Origin of the sequence: Prevotella sp. C561, assembly GCF_000224595.1 — a bacterium.
GTDB classification, from domain to species: Bacteria; Bacteroidota; Bacteroidia; order Bacteroidales; family Bacteroidaceae; genus Prevotella; species Prevotella jejuni.
Genome location: NZ_JH114143.1, coordinates 72,085 through 91,194, shown reverse-complemented (window position 1 = coordinate 91,194; position 19,110 = coordinate 72,085). Strand labels below are relative to the sequence as shown.

Sequence of the window (19,110 nt, the reverse complement as noted above, 5' to 3'; positions counted from 1 at the left end):
ACTACTGAACGATTGCCTGGCTTTCTGCGCCTTGTTTGTACTGCATTTGCTTGGGCAGTTTCCCAATTATAGTGTCTTCTGACTCCACTATTACGTCTTATTTCACGAGACACTGTACTTGTACTTACATTTATCGCCTTGGCAATATCTTTTTGTTTCGTTCTATTTTGGAGTAGCACAGAAATTGTGTACCTTTGCTCCGAGGTTAATTGTTTGTACATTGCAATGCAAAATTAATTAATCTTTGGGAGACAGAGGTCTCCCTTTCTTATTTTATGCATTGCTTGTTGATTTTCTTCTCATGGGGGCTTCTCGCCCCCAAACCCCGCGGTGTTTTCAGGTATAGATTATTAAGCTACACCAGCACTTGGGATTGCAGTTCTATGTTGAACTTGCGCTGTCACTGTACTTTTCTCGTTTTTCTTATGGGCTCTGTGTCCTACAAATTTTATTCTTTTTGAATGGTGAGTGTTTTAAGTTCAACTTATCGTATATCTGTTTTGCTTGCTTCGAAGGACTACTGCATTGGCGCATCTCGATGGTTTCACCTAATGGATTCTTCCCTTTTGTGGTGACGAGCTTTTGGGTGCCCATACGTCGTACTATTTCGGTCCAGTAACAGGATTCTCCTTCTCGTTTTAATTGACAACGGATGGTGTTTACCACCCAGTAGGCTAATAAACCGAAGAAAAGGTGTGCGTCGCTTCGCTCATCTTTCTGATGATAGATTGGACCGAGATTGAGATCATTCTTTAGTTGTCTGTTCGTACATTCTATCTCGCGAATGAGATTGTAGTATTCCCATGTTACACGTTCAGAAAGTGTCCTGACATTGCTGCGGAGGAAATAGACTCCGTGACCAGATTCCATTGCCGAGAGGTCTTTTATCTCCCAGTCTACACGTAGCATCTCCTTGGGTTTCTTCTCATTTTTTATGTAGCTTATCTGGTAGAACTTCGCTATAGATGGGTACTTCTGTATGGCACGTCCTGTACGTTCAACAACCTTTTCATAGGTTTTTGTTCCACCTTTCTTGGAGATTCCATCGTTTATCCTCTGCAGTTCCATCTCAAAACGCTCTCTCCAGACTCTGTTCATGGACGAATCTGTCATAGCTTTCGAAGGAGATGTTATTTCAAGATAATAATCATCCTCTGTCTTAACCTCTTTCAGCGTTATCTTCTACCGATGGGCATCCATTACCGTAACGCTCTTATTATCATCACTGAGCATACAGTCCTTCATTTGCGTACGGGATACGCAGAGATAATTGTAACCCTTTTTCTTTATTAGCTCCAAGTTCTCTTCCGTGGCAACACCTGCATCCATGACAACGAGCGTATCCTTTGTTCTTGATGGATTCCTCTTTGCCAGCGTATCAATCATATTGGGTAGAGACTTGGGATCTGCTGTATTACCCTCCAAGATAGAAGAATAACGTATAAAACCTTCTTTATTGATACATAATGCAAGTACAAGTTGCTTACAGTCAGAGCGTTTTTCTTTTGAACGACCGAACTTGGCTTTATCGCTATTACGCTTACTACCCTCGAAATAGAAGTTGGTTAAGTCGAAGAGCATCAACTTGTTGTCTATATTAAAGAGATTGTCAGTAACGCTACACAAATGACGCTCTAACTGTTCCTTTAGTTCATATAATTTATCAGTGATTTTATACAGAGAATTGATTCCTAGTGTCCAGCCAGGAACTCCACTGTAAAGTTCAGCGGCAGCCGAGTTATCGCGCAAATAATAATAAGATGAACGTTCAGAAACTGCATATACCGTGCGAACAATCAATGCTGACAAAGCCGTATGTATAGCATTCTCCGTCCAGCCGTTTTTGCGCAGAAAACCCTCTAATTGCAGCTTGTCTATTGTCTGCTTGCAGAGCCACTCTGCACCAACATTCCTTGCGTCAGTATAGTTTGCCGTTTCAAGGTCAATGTAGTTCTCGTATTTTCTCAGCGACTTCTGCTCTTCCTTATTAAACCTGTCGATTCCACCTTCTTTCTCCATACGGATCCACCATTCGTCAGCCTTTGCCTGTTCAATAGGAGTAAGACCCTCAAGGTGTTCTTTGAAAAGCGAGGGTGTACTTCTGGTTTTGAAACGTTCGGTAAGAGCGTATGCAATTTTTCGAACCTGTACAGCAGTAAGTGAAGGTTCGAACCCGATGTTCAACAGAATTAGCGAATGTACATGACCCTGCACGTCACGATATGACTCCTTGATGCGATAATAAGGAGCCATGTCGCCTGTTGCAGGGTTGAATCGTGTCTGTACATTTGCGTGCATGAGTGCAAAGTAACAAAATAATTTTGATATGACTGTGTCCTACAAATCAGATTTTACTCCTCGTTACAATACCCTATGTTTGATTATCAATTATTTATCAAATTGATACTACACAAAATATCCCGAAAATTTATGAAAAATAATTTTGCCTGTTAAACTTGGACTGGGGCCAGACAGCCCAACAGTTCGCTATAAAGTTTGGCGACCGCTTCCAATTATTATAGGTTCATGAAGTTAGGAATCCGGAAATTAGGCAGTTCTAAAATACTGTTGTATCTTTGCAACACCAAGAGAAGATGCGATGGTTTATACCACCAGCGAATTAAAAATTAGACTGGGCATCGAGCCCAGCCTAATTTTACCAAGAGAATGACTGCTCCGGTTTGCCCATCAGCATTCCTCATGCTCCTAAAGAAATGAAGCCAATGACACAGTTCAGATGGCGTATCCGGAAAAAGAGTATTGTGAAACAATCCTCCTTGCCTCAACTCATTATTCCTTATTCTTGTTTAATGTTCTGTGTGACCAATTTTATCCATATAAGTAATACCCAAAGCAGATAAAACGAATACCACATGAATACAGATTTGCATGATTGTATGTTGCGTATCAATATTCTCTGCTATGAATGTTTCTAATAAATGAACAGCAGAAATACTGATAAGTGATATCATCAATTTATGCTTTAACGCATTAGGATTTATCTTACCAAGATAACCAAACTGATGACAATCCTTATCTTTCTCGATGATCTCCAACTTACTGACAAATGACCAGTAACCTCCAATCACGCAAACAATGATTAAATTCAGTACCATCGATACATCAACAATACCGATAGCAAACATAAGCATAGTCTCATCTGTTAAAGTTTCAATATTGATAAGGCTGTGTACAACCTCTTTACAAAAGACGTATGAATACATTCCCATCACTACACACATCCCAAGATACACAGGGACTTGAAGCCATCTACTTTGAAAGATGCACCATTCTACTACATTTTCTAATTTATTACTCATAATATATTGTTTAAAGTTTTTGTATTAAATAATCAACAGTCTTTGATTGACATCGACATTTCATTCGTATCACAAAGTTGCTCTTACTCTTGCATCCGTTTTAGGTTTTTATTTGAGCCGTATGCATCCTAAGAGTAAGCTCATAGATATTTTAGGTTCTACAACACACTTGTCAGAAAGCATTGCAGAAATGTTGGTTAAAGATCTCACATACAGTGGTAACCTATACAAGACACTACTCATAGTAACTGAAGATAACATTGCAACTATGTGGCGTCATCAGACTCATTACGTGATCAACTGTATCTCATAGTATATAGTAGACGAAGAGCCACTATCTACACAATACTTTGTCTTGTAAATCTCATTGATTTCTACCTGTATAGACTTGCTTGTCGTATTGTTATCGAAATTCGAACCCTCACCATAGCAGATAACTTTCCAAGCTGTTTTGTAGTAATTACTTTCCAAAACTAAGTAGACATATTCATTTCCCTAATATGTGTCGGGCGCAACTGTTACTCCCCTACAGCTCCTATCGGGTATTAAGTACTTATAAAAAGCGTGGAACTGTATGCTTCACATCTTTTATGTACTGCTCCAAAGTAAACCATTTCTAACAGAGGTGAGGATGGCAGCTCCACGTGATATGTATGGAGACTGTTACAACCTTGCTTTTCATATCATCAAAAAGCCCCTATGGTTTCAGACATATAAGAATAAATCATAACACTTCTTTTATCTAAAAGGTATAAAGATTTAACTATTCAGCTGCAAAGATACATATATTTTAAGAAGTTTTGAAGCATTTAGATTAAATTTTATTATCTTTATATAAATATTGTCTATTATACTAATAATCCTTTAGAATAGTCAGCTCTTTATTGCTCTATGGAATTAACACGCAGCGTAATAATAGTTAACATGATTAGTAAGGAGGATTGAAAGTATTGTTTCCCAGCATTCTTACACATTTTCTTACTTAAATATTACAAATTTTCAACAGATTATAAGCAACTTGGAAAGAGTAAAGTAAGTTAAAGAGAACATATAGGAAAAAGATAACGACATACAAGTAGAAAAAGTCAATCCTTGTTTATATGGCAATTCAACGATACATATAAATCAAGTAAAAAGAGATTTATGAGGGCATGAAACATGTAAAGAATGAAGACAATTCAGCTTTACAATGTAAGATTGGATACGGAGCTGTACAAATACAGTTTAAAAGTTGCTACCATATCTATCACCCTAAGACACAACGTAAGTAGTTTAGTGTAACCATATTATCGTAAATGTTTAATATACCGGCGACTAAATATAAAAATGAATTAGGGGAAATAAAGGTAGAGAAAACCTCTTTTCGAACCATTACAGATGTAACACACCACTGTTGTTGTTGTCCCATGACAAACAATCTTACACCAGGCCGTCTAACTGCTTCTTAAGTTCTTTCAGCTGATTGCGCACAGAAATGAGCGTCTCCATTACCTTTTGACTCTTTTCAACACCATTCCTATTCTCCTGCAACATCTTGCGCGCTGCAGCAATCTTAAAGCCACGCACCTTGACAAGGTTGTAAATAACCTTTATCTGTTCAATGTCCTTCTCCGTATATTGGCGTACACGATTGCCCGTCGTCTTAGGACGAAGGTGTGGAAACTCGGTTTCCCAGTATCTCAACAGACTCTCCGTAACGTTCATCTGCTGTGCCACTTCCTTGATAGAATAATACAGTTTGCGCGGATTCTCTGCCATGTCTTAGTATCTTTTATATCAATTATTTACACTATCTTAGGTCTGAAAGGAAAGACTACGCCCACCTCTAAAAGAAGTTTTTACGTATTCAGCAGCCTAATTGTTTGCAAAAATACTCAAAAGTCAGTATCTTTGCAACACTTTTAGGTAGAAAAATTGAATTAAAAATAAAATAAAGATGATGACAGCAAACGAAATCCGCGACTCTTACTTGAAATTCTTTGAGTCGAAGGGACACGTTATCGTACCGTCTGCCCCTATGGTTATTAAGGACGACCCTACGCTGATGTTCACTAATGCTGGTATGAACCAGTGGAAAGATATTATCCTCGGAACAAAGGATCCAGAGCCTCGCCGCCGTACAGACTCACAGAAATGTCTACGTGTAAGTGGTAAGCACAACGACTTGGAAGAGGTTGGTCGTGATGCAGCTCTTAGCCACCACACCATGTTCGAGATGTTAGGTAACTGGAGTTTCGGCGACTATTTCAAAGAAGGAGCAATCGACTATGCTTACGAATACCTTGTAGACGTACTCCATCTTGACCCAAAAGACCTCTACGTAACAGTCTTTGAGGGTGATAAGAACGAGGGTATCTCACGTGATGATGAGGCTGCAGGCTACTGGGAGAAGCACTTCCCGAAGAACCATATCGTCAATGGCAACAAGCATGATAATTTCTGGGAGATGGGTGACACTGGTCCTTGTGGCCCTTGTTCAGAGATTCATATCGACTTCCGTTCGGAGGAAGAGAAGGCAAAAGTGCCTGGTGAAGAACTTGTAAACAAAGATCACCCACAGGTTATTGAGATATGGAACATCGTATTCATGCAATTCAATCGTAAGGCTGATGGTAGTCTTGACCCATTGAAGATGCACGTTATCGATACAGGTATGGGCTTCGAGCGTCTCGTTCGTCTCATGCAAGGCAAGAACTCTAACTACGATACAGACATCTTCGCACCAGTCATTGCAGAGATAGAGAACCTCTCTGGTAAGAAATATAACCACACTTTCCCAGAAGGTCCTAATGGTGAGGGTGTCAACGAAGAGCAGAAGGTAGACATCGCTATGCGTGTTGTAGCCGATCACCTTCGTGCTGTTGCCTTCTCAATTGCCGACGGTCAGTTGCCAAGCAATGCTAAGGCAGGATATGTTATCCGCCGAATCCTCCGTCGTGCCGTACGTTATGCCTATACCTTCCTTGGTCAGAAGGAAGCCTTTATGTATAAGTTAATCAACGTATTGGTACGTGAGATGGGAGGTGCATACCCAGAACTCGTAGCACAACGAGAGTTGATAGGCCGTGTCATGAAGGAAGAGGAAGACTCATTCTTGCGTACATTGGAGAAGGGTATCATGCTCCTTAACGGTGCAATGGACGAACTGAAGGCACATGGTCAGACCCAACTCGATGGTAAAGAGGCATTCCGTCTTTTCGATACCTACGGTTTCCCACTCGATCTCACCGAACTTATCTGTGGTGAAAATGGTTATACCGTGGATGAGAAGCAGTTCAATGAGGAGATGGAACAGCAGAAGGCACGTGCCCGCAATGCTGCCGCTGTAGAGAATGGCGACTGGGAAGTATTACGTGAAGGCGAACAGGAGTTTGTTGGTTACGACTATACAGAATACGAGTGCCATATTCTTCGCTACCGTAAGGTGACTCAGAAAAAGAACAGTTTCTATGAGCTTGTACTCGATTTCACACCTTTCTATGGAGAGATGGGTGGTCAGGTAGGTGACCAAGGTGTACTCGTTAGCGAAGATGAGACAATCAATATCATCGACACCAAGCGTGAGAACAACCAGAGCATACATATCGTTAAGGAATTACCAAAGAACATTGAGGCAGATTTCATGGCTTGTGTTGACACTGAGAAGCGTGACGCTTCAGCTGCCAACCACACCGCAACCCACCTTCTCGATTATGCTTTGAAGCAGGTTCTCGGTGAGCATGCTGAGCAAAAGGGTTCATACGTAAGTCCTGACACCCTCCGCTTTGACGTTTCTCACTTCCAGAAGATTACCGATGAGGAGCTTCGTAAGGTAGAGAGACTCGTTAATGAGATGATTCGTAAGGATTATCCAATGGACGAGCATCGTGATACACCAATGGAGGAGGCAAAGAAGATGGGTGCAGTAGCCCTCTTCGGAGAGAAGTATGGCGACAAGGTTCGTGTTGTTCGCTTCGGTCCAAGCTGTGAGTTCTGTGGTGGTATTCATGCCACATCAACTGGCCGCATTGGTTTCTTCAAGATTGTTAGTGAGAGCAGTGTAGCTGCAGGTGTACGCCGTATCGAGGCTATGACAGGTGAAACATGCGAGAATGCCATCTACTTCCTTGAGGACACTTTGCGCGACTTAAAGGCAATGTTCAACAATGCTAAGGACCTTAAGGCAGTTCTCTCTAAGTTTGTTGAGGAGAACGACCACATGAAGAAGGAGCTTGAGAGCTTCCGTGCACAGGCCGTTAGTCGTGCTGCAAAGAACATGGTGGAGCGTGCTGAGACCGTAAATGGCGTACATGTTGTGAAGGCAGTATTACCAATCGACCCAGCTTCAGCTAAGGACATCGTCTTTAAAGTGCGTGAGGCATTGCCAGAGAAACTCGTTTGTGTACTCGGTTCAGTACATGAGAATCGTCCTCTTCTATCAATTATGCTCAGTGATGACATGGTAAAAGACAACGATCTGAATGCTGGTAAGATTATTCGTGAGGCTGCTAAACTTATCCAAGGTGGCGGTGGTGGTCAACCACACTACGCTCAAGCAGGCGGTAAGAATGCCGATGGAATAAGAGAGGCAGTGGATAAAGTGATTGAACTAATTAGCTTATAATGCTATTAAATACAAGGAATAAGGAGAGTTTTCGGCTCTCCTTATTTTTTTACTTACCTATTTCTCTCAAATTATTTACATGAAAAGAAAATATTATTTACGTGAAAAGAAATATTTATCTTCATGAAAAAAAATATTTATTTTCATGAAAATAATTCGGGAGCAAAGAACAATTCGCCTAAAATCAATCTGCTGCTTGGCGAACAGGCATGCTTTTAAGTATGCTACTTATTCGTAAGTTTGTTCGCTTATAAACTCATTTTCTGGTTTACTTGACATATCGTAGACACGCCTATTCGTCAACTTCTCAACCATAATTCTTGCCGCATTATCAGGTGCTACCTCGTTACCTAATCGTTCACGAACAAGTTGATAATCAGCTAACATACGTTCACGCGAAGGTTGACCAGGAAGGATCCGATACAACTCGTTGGCAATATTGCGAATTGAGAAACGATCAGCAAGAAGTTCTTGCACAATCTCCTTGTCGGCAATAAGATTAACAAGCGAGATAAAACGTACTTTAATAATATGCTTAAAAGCAAAGCGAATCAATTTAGGGACTGGCGTTTCATAGCAAACAACCTGTGGAACATTTAGTAAAGCAGTCTCAAGAGTTGCCGTACCACTGGTAACAAGTGCCACAGTGGCATGTGCAAGTAGTTCGTAAGTCTGCGTCTTCACCATCTTAGCCTCACTATTTTCTAAGAACCTCTTATAGTAACTCTCAGTGATAGAAGGTGCTGCAGCAACCACCATCTGATAATCCTCAAAATGGCGAGCAGCCTCAAGCATTGAAGGAAGATTATCCTTTATCTCCTGCTTTCGACTACCAGCAAGGATGGCAATAATAGGTTTAGAAGACAACCCATTACGCTGACAGAACTCATCTTTTGACTCCGAATAAACATGTAGAAAATTATCAACCTCCTCGGCAGTCGGGTTACCTACGTAATGTATTTTGTAATGATGTTTCTTCTCATAGAAGGCTACTTCAAACGGAAGAATAGAGAACATCTCTTTTACATCACGCTTGATAGCCTTGATACGCCACTCCTTCCATGCCCATATCTTCGGTGAGATATAATAATAGACAGGGATACTTGTATTCTTCTTTACAAACTTTGCGATACTAAGGTTAAATCCTGGATAGTCAACGAGGATAACAGCATCAGGCTTCCATCGCATGATATCTTCCTTACACATCTTCATATTCTTAAAGATGGTAGGCAGGTGTAGCAATACAGGAATAAATCCCATATAAGCAAGTTCACGGTAGTGTTTTACCCGTGTGCCCCCCACTTTTGCCATCAAGTCACCTCCGAAGAAACGAAACTCAGCCTCAGGGTCATATTGTATCAACGATTGCATAAGGCGTGAGGCGTGTAAGTCGCCAGATGCCTCACCAACTATCAGGTAATACTTCATAACATCAAAGAATTAAAGAGATTCCCACGATTTCATCTTATCGAGCACTTCATAATCCGTCACGTCAATCTTCGATGGCGTAACAGTCACATATCCATGCTCCAATGCCCACTGGTCATTATCCGTCGCATCGGGTTCGTCGTTACGATAATGCCCTGTCATCCAATAGTAATCGAAGCCACGAGGATGCTTACAAGCCTCAACCTCTCTTGTCCAACTACCCCAACCCATACGGCAAACTTTCAGCCCTGCGAACTTTTCAACCTTAGGGAAGTTCACATTTAGGCAGACTCCTTTTGGCAGACCATCAGCAAGAACTTTCTTGACAATAAGTCTTACGTAATCACGTAGGTAAGAAAGGTCGGCATTAGGGTCGTAATCACAACTTGAAAAGGCAATAGAAGGGATATATTTCATACACCCCTCATAGGCAATACCCATCGTCCCGCTGTAATGATTATTGACTGATGAATTATCTCCATGATTGATACCTCCCAAGATAAGGTCAGGCTTTCGGTCAACAAGAATACGGTCTAACGCCAGTTTCACACAGTCTACAGGCGTACCCGAACATGACCAAACTTCACAGTTAGGGATATTATTCCGTTTCTTCAACAGCAGATAGTCAACCACCGAAAAAGCACATGAGAAACCCGAACGCCCCGCTTCAGGGGCACAGACAACAATTTCTGCAAAATCAGAAAGAAATGAAACGAGTGTACGAATACCGTTAGAGTGATATCCGTCATCGTTAGATATAAGTATGAGTGGTCTCTTAGAATTCATAAATTTCACTTTGTTTTCAGTGCAAAAGTACGAAAAAAGGTTTATAAAGCCCTCCAATCTCATATAAAATATGTATCTTTGTAGCCTAATAAACGTATAGGATTAAATAGAAAAATGGGAAAGATTATCGCACTTGCCAACCAAAAAGGCGGCGTAGGAAAGACTACAACCACCATCAACCTGGCAGCTTCTTTAGCAACACTTGAGAAGTCTGTCCTTGTGATTGATGCCGATCCGCAGGCTAATGCATCGAGCGGTTTGGGCGTAGACATCAAGGAGGTGGACTGTTCTCTTTACGAATGTATCATTGACCATGCCGACATAAAAGATGCAATCTACACCACTGACATAGAAGGATTGGACATTGTTCCGAGCCATATCGACCTTGTTGGAGCTGAAATCGAGATGTTAAAGCTAAATGGTCGAGAGAAAGTTATGAGCAATCTGTTGGCTCCAATCCGTGACGAATACGATTACATCTTAATAGACTGTAGTCCGTCACTTGGTTTGATAACCGTCAACGCGTTGACAGCAGCCGACTCTGTCATCATTCCTGTGCAGTGTGAATACTTTGCATTGGAGGGTATCAGCAAACTGTTGAACACCATTAAGATTATCAAAAGTAAGCTTAATCCGAAGTTAGAGATAGAAGGCTTCCTGCTGACGATGTACGACAGTCGTCTGCGTCTTGCCCGTCAGATCTACGATGAGGTAAAGCGCCATTTCCAAGAGTTAGTGTTCAGGTCTGTTATCCAGCGTAACGTGAAACTCTCTGAGAGTCCGAGTCATGGTTTACCAGTAATCCTCTACGATGCTGACTCTACGGGTGCAAAGAATCACTTGAGCCTTGCAAAGGAAATCATTGAAAAGAATAAGAAATAAAGAGAGGATAGGAACGGAGCGGAAAAGTGGACTTTAATACCAATAGAAAGGTCGTCTCCCAATTACAAAGCTATTATTTCTAACTGCAGACCTTCATCTGTTGAACGTAAAGAAATATAGAGTTGGGAATAAAGAGTCGCTTTATATTGAACATAACTGCGACAAACTCCACCAACACCTAAACTCCTTTTTTACTCCCAAACAAAGACTATGGCTGTACAAAAGAAATATAATCGAAACGCAAAGACCAATGCCCTCGGCCGTGGTCTGGACGCATTGATATCTACAGAGACTGTCAGTACACAAGGCAGCTCCACTATTAACGAGGTTGCCTTAGACCAGATAGAAGCCAACCCAAACCAGCCGCGTCGTGAATTCGACCCTGTTGCGTTGGAAGAACTGGCCAACAGTATTCGTGAGTTAGGACTCGTTCAGCCAATTACACTGCGTCAGATTGACGATAATCGCTTCCAGATTATTGCAGGAGAACGCCGTTGGCGTGCCAGTCAGTTGGCAGGCTTGAAAGCTGTTCCAGCCTATATCCGTACGATTAAGGACGAGAATGTAATGGAGTTGGCGCTGGTTGAGAACATCCAGCGTGAAGATTTGAATGCGATTGAGATTGCTTTGGCTTACGAACATCTGCTTGAAAAGAGTGGAATGACTCAGGAGCGTGTAGCTGAACGTGTCGGTAAGAGCCGTGCAGCTATTGCTAACTACCTTCGTTTGTTGAAGCTTCCTGCATTGGTACAGATGGGTCTGCAAAAGAAAGAAATAGACATGGGACATGCCCGTGCATTGCTTTCCTTAGAAAGCCCTTCACTCCAATTGAAACTCTATCGTGAGATTCTAAAGAACGGATACAGCGTTCGCAAGGTTGAAGAACTTTGCCAACAACTCAATAACGGAGAAGATATACAGAGTGCAAAGAAGAAGATTTCTGCTCGAACTCGCCTTCCTGAGGAATTTAATATCCTCAAACAACGACTCTCATCATTCTTCGACACAAAGGTACAGATGAGTTGTAACGCTGATGGAAAGGGTAAGATCAGTATTCCGTTTGCATCTGAAGAAGAGTTACTTCACATCATGGAAGTGATGGATAAGATGAAGTAAGACTTTTCACACGGAAAGATTAAGGTATTAGTAAGTATAAGATAAGCAAGTGTTCTGGTTTAGAAGAACTATTCACAAGCATTAGGATGCCTCAACAAATGGCTGACCACAAAGCAAAGAATAAGTAACAGACCTTCAAACCAGCAACTTAAGCAAGATAACGGGTAGTGATGAAGATGAAGAATAGAATCCTCAAAGGACTGTTGATAGCCGGAATGCTCACCAGTGTTACGGTCATGCAGGCACAAGATCTGCCCCATGACACGTTAAAGGTTATGTATCCAGGCGACTCTACGGTCGTTGAGATACCAAGTTCGCAGGATAAATATATAGAAGAGAAGGCTATCCTCACACCAGATGATGAGGGTAAACTCATTTCTGTTCTGCGAAAGGATAGTGTCGGTATGGCGAAGAAGCATGGACGTGACTGGTCTAAATGGCGTCCTAATCCTAAGCGTGCTTTGTGGCTTGCACTCGTCATCCCAGGTGCTGGACAGGCCTACAACCGTAAGTACTGGAAACTACCAATCTTCTACGGAGGCTTTGTAGGTTGCGTTTATGCCATGACATGGAACAACCAGATGTACCATGATTATGCACAGGCTTATATGGACATCATGGATAATGACCCAGCAACGCAGAGTTATAATAACTTCCTACACCTCGGAGCAACAATTACCTCTGCTAATGAAGAGCGTTATAAGAACATCTTCAAACAGCGTAAGGACCGTTACCGTAGATGGCGTGACCTAAGTATCTTTACGACTATTGCGGTTTATGCCTTGTCAGTTATTGATGCTTACGTAGACGCTTCCTTATCCGACTTTGACATATCAGATGACCTCTCACTGCATATTGCACCGACGGTCATATCAAATAAGAGTATCGCTACACCTAACAACCCTTTCCGTTCATCGGCAATAGGTATTGGATGTAGTCTGACATTCTAAGCAGCAGCGCACTGTATTTGCGCTAACTAACTAAGAAATAATGAGTAGAAAGAGATATATAGTTTCCTTCCTTATTACAATGGGAGCAACCTGCGGAATCTATGCACAACAGCAAACTGTCGTTGATAGTCGTGGTAAAGCTATGAATGTGATGATTCCTGATGCATCAGAAACGATGGCTGGATATGTTGATGTAGACTATGTAGATGATAAGTTCTATAATAGTGGCATACAAACAGGGTTCGAAAATATACCCTCTACGAACACAACAGAGCCAGAAAACGGTATGGAAGTCATCGATCGTAAGATGCGTAATCTATCGAATGTGATGACAATGACCTGTAATGAGGAAGTTAAGAAATATATCGATCGCTACACAAAGGCAGGACGCCAATCAACTTCTTACCTCTTAGGACGTGCGCGTTATTACAACCCTATCTTTGAAGAAGCACTGCGTTTCTATGGTTTACCATTAGAGCTGAAGTATCTTCCTGTGATAGAGTCGGGCTTAAACCCTAATGCTACCTCACGTGTGGGAGCAGCAGGACTATGGCAATTCATGGCAACAACAGGTAAACAATATGACCTTCAGATTGACAGTTATATCGATGAACGCCGCGACCCAGAGAAGTCTTCCTACGCTGCAGCACGTATGCTGAGCGACCTTTACAAACGATTTGGCGACTGGACACTGGCACTGGCTGCCTATAACTGTGGACCGGGACGTGTTAGCAGTGCTATCACAAAGGCTGGTGGTGGTGCCGACTTCTGGGCTGTCTATCAGCATTTACCAAAGGAGACACGTGGTTATGTTCCCGCTTTCATCGCAGCAAATTATGTGATGAACTACTATGCTGATTACAACATCACACCTCTGTCAACGGGTCTGCCTAACTGTTGCGACACGATTATTATAGAGAAGGATGTTACACTTGCCAAGATTGCCAACGTATTAGGTATGAATGTGGACGATTTGAAAGTACTTAACCCACAGTATCGACAGGGTATAATCAAGGCTTTTGCTACCAATGGTGTTGCTAAGCTACGCCTACCTTCTGAAATGATTGAGAAGTTCAAAGGTTACAAAGATCTGATTTACCAAAACGAAACACCAAACGAAGAACCAAGCATGACTATTGCGGCTACTAATACAAGCCAAGGAGCCATGCCATACTAACAAGATTCTTTTACCTTATTATATAAAGGGAGGATGCACAATGGACAAGGACAATATTGAAGTTAAGGAGATTGACTATGAGAAGATGGTAGATGATGCCTTTCAGCATCTTATTGATACCTATCTCGCTTCACGTCATCGAAAGAAGGTTGATATCATTACCAAGGCTTTCAACTTCGCACGACAAGCGCATAAGGGTGTGCGCCGACTCTCGGGCGAACCTTATATCATGCACCCTATTGCCGTTGCCCAGATTGCTTGTGAAGAGATGGGACTCGGAGCAACAAGTATCTGTGCTGCCCTCTTACATGATGTCGTAGAAGATACCGACTATACAGTGGAAGATATGGAAAATATCTTCGGTCCTAAGATTGCACAAATCGTTGACGGACTAACCAAGATTTCTGGTGGAATCTTTGGCGAACAGGCTTCAGCACAAGCTGAGAATTTCAAGAAGCTTTTGCTTACTATGAGCGACGACATTCGCGTTATCCTTATCAAGATATGCGACCGTCTGCATAACATGCGTACGCTCGCTTCTCAGCCTGCCAGCAAACAATATAAGATTGCAGGTGAAACGCTCTATATCTATGCACCACTTGCAAACCGATTGGGACTTAATAAGATTAAGACTGAACTGGAGGACCTTAGCTTCCGATACGAACATCCTGATGCATATGCTTCTATTGAGAAGAAACTCGCTTCAACACAAGCACAGCGTGATACCCTCTTTGAACAGTTCACAGCACCTATCCGTGCCGAACTTGACAAGATGGGCTTTGAATATGAACTCAAAGCACGTGTAAAGAGTCCTTATTCTATTTGGAATAAGATGCAAAACAAACACGTCACCTTTGAAGAAATATACGATATCCTTGCCGTACGAATCATCTATAAACCGAAGTCACCAGATGAGGAAATCAACAACTGTTTCCAGATTTATGTGGCTATCAGTCAGATTTATAAGAGCCATCCCGACCGTCTGCGTGACTGGGTGAACCATCCTAAGGCTAATGGTTATCAGGCATTGCACGTCACTCTCATGTCTGCTAAGGGCCGTTGGATCGAGGTGCAGATACGTTCTGAGCACATGAACGAATTAGCTGAACAGGGTTTTGCAGCACATTGGAAATATAAGGATGGCGGTGAGATTACTGAGGATGAAGGGGAATTGAACGAGTGGCTCAGTACGATAAAAGAGATTCTCGACGACCCACAGCCAGACGCTATGGACTTCCTCGATGCTATCAAACTCAACCTCTTTGCATCTGAAATCTTCGTCTTTACACCAAAGGGAGAGATTAAGACGATGCCTGCAGGTTGTACAGCACTCGACTTTGCATTCCAAATCCACACCTTCCTCGGCAGCCATTGTATTGGTGCGAAAGTAAACCATAAGCTTGTTCCTTTGAGCCATAAACTCAACAGTGGTGACCAAGTAGAAATCCTGACTTCAATGTCGCAACACGTCAATCCTTCATGGATAAACTTTGTATCTACAGCGAAGGCGAAAGCGAAGATACAAGCTATCTTGCGACGTGAGAACCGTGAGTTGCAGAAGGCAGGTGAAGAACAGCTATCTAAGTGGCTAAAAGCACATGATCTTGAGATGACAACTGCCACCTTGGATAAGCTTTGCGAGCTACACGACCTTCGTAAGCATGACAGCCTTTTCCTTGCCGTTGGAGACAAGACCGTTATCCTTGGCGACACTGATTTAAACGAACTCCAAAGAAAATCAAAGTCTGAGAAGACTGTTACCTCACGTGGCTGGCGTCGTTACGTTCCTTTCTTGAAGTCGAATGATAAGAAGGAGACAGAGTCTATAGAGGCTAAGGACACAGAAAATACTGAAGGCTTAATCGTTGTAACGAAAGAACTCAACAGAAAGAAGCCTATCTTCATCAACGAAGAAAACATACATCGCTATCTCTTCCCACATTGCTGCCATGCTATCCCTGGTGATGATATCCTCGGATATATTGACAACAAGAACCACATCGAGATTCATAAGCGTGCCTGCCCAGTAGCTGCAAAGTTGAAAGCAAGCTATGGCGGTAGAATCTTAGATGCCAAATGGGATATGCACCGTCGATTGTTCTTCGATGCAACGATCGAGATTCGTGGTATTGACCGTAGTGGTATGCTGCACGACATCTCTGATGTCCTCTCCGACCAGTTAGGTATTAATATCCGCAAGATAACGATTTCCAGCGATAATGGAATCTTTGAGGGAACGATTGAGATGCAAGTTCACGACCGCAAAGATGTACAGTTTATCGTTGAAAGTATGAAGAATATCAAGGATGTACAAGAGGTTTTAGAGGTTCTTTAGTACTCTGAAGAACCATCTATCCTCAAGATAAAGCGTCCTTCCAATCTACCGAGTGATAAAACCCCCAACAAGAGTAAGACTTTTATACAGCTTACAAGAATAGTTTTATTTTTAGTTGCTGTCATTTTTAACGTTTCATGTAACCAACACAGAGAAACAGGGCATGTGGTGAATATCTAACTCGTATGGGTATCCATAACGCCTTAGAGAGAGAAATTAAAGACCAATATAAAAAGGTGTATCATCCGGAATGACAGATGAGCTCTAATAATATATGAACATAAATATCTCCCTAATAGAAAAGAAAGCTAAAAGATTCTTTCTAAGCCATAGGAAGACATCATATACGATTGGTTTGTTCTTCATCTGTTGTTGTTTATATGTTGACTTTGTTACGATAAGTAATACATGCAAAAAAATAAACAATCTTGAATATAAAGAAGGGGTTGTTTCTTATTGGGAACATACAGGTGGAGAGTTTAATGATGCAATTCTAAAAATTAATAATGACACTAATGTATATATAACTCAACGTTATGATGGTTGGCTATGTTTTCAACATAATGGGAAAAAGGGTGAAACCGTTGCTTTCTATACTGTTAAGGATGAAGTAAAAAAAGAGAAAGAAGGAATACCTTACTATGGATTATGCGAGAAAGGTAACCCACGAACTACATTCTGGTTATTCTTTGATGTGCTTTTTCCTTGCTATAAGTCCATTCTCATTTTGTGGGCTCTTGTTGCCATCGGAATCATCTTCTTTAACTTTCAAATAATCCGAGACCGTTTTGTCCTACCTTTAAGCATAGTGGTCTTAGGTATGAACTTACTTATGTTTATTATTGCCTCCATTTCATAATGATACTACCAATAATAAAACAAAATTGCCAGAACAACTTTTAGAAACTCACAAGGATAAAGTATTACAGCATTACTTAGAAAGCAAAGATGGAGAATATTACTGAAAATAAAATAAGAAAATGGATTGAAAGCTTTCACTTATCTAATAATACAGAAACGGACAGGCATATAACAGATTTCTTTTCTCCAAACTTAGAAAGAAAAGAATGGCTTAAAAAAGGGTTTCTGCTTTCAAAAGAGTGTCAGAACTATATAGATTCCCATGAATATCCAATTCGTGTTTATTTAGGGATATCATTAAAAGATAGACGAAAAGAATTTATTCCTGAAGATTTGACATTGAGTCTTTTAGATAAATGGACACCTCCTTTTATAATATTGTCAAAACTCCAAATGGACGACTTCGAGAACTATTCTGTAGCCAATAAACTTACTTCTGTTCTGCACATGAAAACTTATTTTTGGCAATATAAGGAGAGAGGATTGTATGCAACAAATATATATATAGCATTAAAATAGGTTCTTCCGTTAAATGTGTAGATTGTTAATAGAATGAGATTAATCCACATACATGGTAAGCTTACCTCCAATAAGATTGTTTTATAAGGGGGGGTAAACTATATGATAAATGTAATTAGGTGTGATGTCTATCTGTCGTCTATAACCTGCTTATTCCCTTATTAAATCATGTTTGTAAACTATTTTTGTACAGCTCAGACCCAATACATGCTCTTTTGGCTTCTAAAAGACGCCCTTTTGGCTTGCAAAAGATGCTCTTTAAGACCCTTGCTAACGCCCTTTTGAAGTCCAATTAAGCACCTTTTACTTTACACTTGGAAACTAATTGATAATCTGTTGATTGCAAACCTGCTTCATGTGTGTTTTTGCCGTTATTTATAGATGTTTTCTTTGAAATTATGTAATGATTTTTCAAACCCTTGTCTGCAGATTTTCGAAGTCTTAAAACGAAAAGATTTTCAATGAAAGAGGATGAAAATAGGATAGATAGTTGACTGTCTCAGCTATATTTTTATTTAATGAGTAACTTTGGCTCTTACGTTAAAGCACTACGAAAAGCGTCCACACATTTAACGGAAGAACCAACATTCATTGCGAAATTTAATATGCTTCTATGCCTTGAATGCACTAATTGAGCTACATTCTTTAGCTCATCATTGATTGTCTCTATTACAGATCTTTTCCTTAAAAGAATTCTATCATAAAGTGACATTAGTTTATTTTTCATGTTACTCCTAATGCCAGTAACTAAATTTATTCCATCATTGAACAATCTCTCAAATAGTCCTTGAGATATGTACCCTTTGTCTGCAAATAATTTACCAAATACATTGTCTGTCAATCTGTTAAATACATTTTCGTCTCGGTCATCAACATTTGCTTTAGTAAGCATAAAGTTTAGGATCTCACCTCTTTCATTACAGATAAGATGTAGTTTGAATCCAAAATACCATCCCATTGTACTCTTGCCTCTTGTTGCATAATTTCTAAAAACCTTATTGCGATAAATACGTTTATTATGACAAACTGGAATACAAGTTGAGTCAATGAAACTAATACCAGTACACCTCCCAAAACAACATAATCTGTAGGAACATCATCATCTCTACAGAGACTCGTGCTTCTAATTCAAG

General features: G+C 40.9%; 15 protein-coding genes and 1 pseudogene. 8 read left to right on the top strand and 8 right to left on the bottom strand.

Going from position 1 to position 19,110, the window contains the following annotated elements:
- The 5 genes from HMPREF0666_RS16470 to HMPREF0666_RS05900 all read right to left on the bottom strand — a co-directional run.
- Positions 1–221, bottom strand: a 221-nt coding sequence (locus tag HMPREF0666_RS16470; protein ID WP_009011453.1) for a helix-turn-helix domain-containing protein, incomplete at its 3' end; no start/stop codon positions are given.
- A 202-nt stretch (positions 222–423) separates the two neighbouring features.
- The gene (locus HMPREF0666_RS17940) at positions 424–1,113 is read right to left on the bottom strand and encodes a hypothetical protein (RefSeq protein ID WP_009011452.1); all 690 of its coding nucleotides are present in this window, start codon (positions 1,111–1,113) and stop codon (positions 424–426) included.
- Positions 1,114–1,182: 69 nt separating this feature from the next.
- Entirely contained in the window at positions 1,183–2,298 is a 1,116-nt protein-coding gene (locus HMPREF0666_RS17935) for a transposase (RefSeq protein ID WP_009011451.1), read from the bottom strand.
- 509 nt (positions 2,299–2,807) lie between these two features.
- Positions 2,808–3,320 (bottom strand): TIGR00645 family protein, encoded by a 513-nt coding sequence (locus HMPREF0666_RS05910; RefSeq protein WP_009011450.1) that lies wholly within the window; start codon positions 3,318–3,320, stop codon positions 2,808–2,810.
- Between the two features lie 1,419 nt (positions 3,321–4,739).
- Positions 4,740–5,078, bottom strand: a complete 339-nt coding sequence (locus HMPREF0666_RS05900) for a MerR family transcriptional regulator (protein WP_009011446.1) — start codon at positions 5,076–5,078, stop codon at positions 4,740–4,742.
- Positions 5,079–5,256: 178 nt separating this feature from the next.
- Here HMPREF0666_RS05900 and alaS point away from each other — a divergent pair, with 178 nt between their 5' ends.
- The gene (gene alaS, locus HMPREF0666_RS05895) at positions 5,257–7,923 is read left to right on the top strand and encodes an alanine--tRNA ligase (RefSeq protein WP_009011445.1); all 2,667 of its coding nucleotides are present in this window, start codon (positions 5,257–5,259) and stop codon (positions 7,921–7,923) included.
- A 228-nt stretch (positions 7,924–8,151) separates the two neighbouring features.
- Here the strand turns inward: alaS and lpxB are convergent, their stop codons facing one another.
- Positions 8,152–9,351 carry a lipid-A-disaccharide synthase gene (gene lpxB / locus HMPREF0666_RS05890; protein WP_009011443.1) on the bottom strand — a complete coding sequence of 400 codons (1,200 nt, stop codon included), beginning with the start codon at positions 9,349–9,351 and terminating at the stop codon, positions 8,152–8,154.
- A gap of 12 nt (positions 9,352–9,363) precedes the next feature.
- On the bottom strand, positions 9,364–10,137 hold the full coding sequence (gene surE / locus HMPREF0666_RS05885; RefSeq protein ID WP_009011442.1) for a 5'/3'-nucleotidase SurE: 774 nt from the start codon (positions 10,135–10,137) through the stop codon (positions 9,364–9,366).
- A gap of 114 nt (positions 10,138–10,251) precedes the next feature.
- Here surE and HMPREF0666_RS05880 point away from each other — a divergent pair, with 114 nt between their 5' ends.
- From HMPREF0666_RS05880 to HMPREF0666_RS05850, 7 genes are all read left to right on the top strand, one after another.
- A complete protein-coding gene (locus tag HMPREF0666_RS05880; RefSeq protein WP_009011441.1) occupies positions 10,252–11,019 on the top strand; it encodes a ParA family protein in 768 nt (255 codons plus the stop codon).
- 210 nt (positions 11,020–11,229) lie between these two features.
- A complete protein-coding gene (locus HMPREF0666_RS05875) occupies positions 11,230–12,135 on the top strand; it encodes a ParB/RepB/Spo0J family partition protein (RefSeq protein ID WP_009011440.1) in 906 nt (301 codons plus the stop codon).
- Positions 12,136–12,305: 170 nt separating this feature from the next.
- Complete coding sequence (locus tag HMPREF0666_RS05870) at positions 12,306–13,085, top strand: DUF5683 domain-containing protein (RefSeq protein WP_042856064.1); 780 nt, start codon at positions 12,306–12,308, stop codon at positions 13,083–13,085.
- A gap of 40 nt (positions 13,086–13,125) precedes the next feature.
- Complete coding sequence (locus tag HMPREF0666_RS05865; RefSeq protein WP_009011438.1) at positions 13,126–14,262, top strand: lytic transglycosylase domain-containing protein; 1,137 nt, start codon at positions 13,126–13,128, stop codon at positions 14,260–14,262.
- A gap of 40 nt (positions 14,263–14,302) precedes the next feature.
- Complete coding sequence (locus tag HMPREF0666_RS05860) at positions 14,303–16,597, top strand: bifunctional (p)ppGpp synthetase/guanosine-3',5'-bis(diphosphate) 3'-pyrophosphohydrolase (protein WP_009011437.1); 2,295 nt, start codon at positions 14,303–14,305, stop codon at positions 16,595–16,597.
- A gap of 274 nt (positions 16,598–16,871) precedes the next feature.
- Positions 16,872–17,456: a hypothetical protein gene (locus HMPREF0666_RS05855; RefSeq protein WP_009011436.1), complete on the top strand. Its 585-nt coding sequence runs from the start codon at positions 16,872–16,874 to the stop codon at positions 17,454–17,456.
- A gap of 89 nt (positions 17,457–17,545) precedes the next feature.
- Positions 17,546–17,977, top strand: a complete 432-nt coding sequence (locus tag HMPREF0666_RS05850; protein ID WP_009011435.1) for a hypothetical protein — start codon at positions 17,546–17,548, stop codon at positions 17,975–17,977.
- 535 nt (positions 17,978–18,512) lie between these two features.
- Here HMPREF0666_RS05850 and HMPREF0666_RS05845 read toward each other — a convergent pair.
- Positions 18,513–19,110: pseudogene (locus tag HMPREF0666_RS05845) on the bottom strand (IS982 family transposase); the annotation flags it as partial.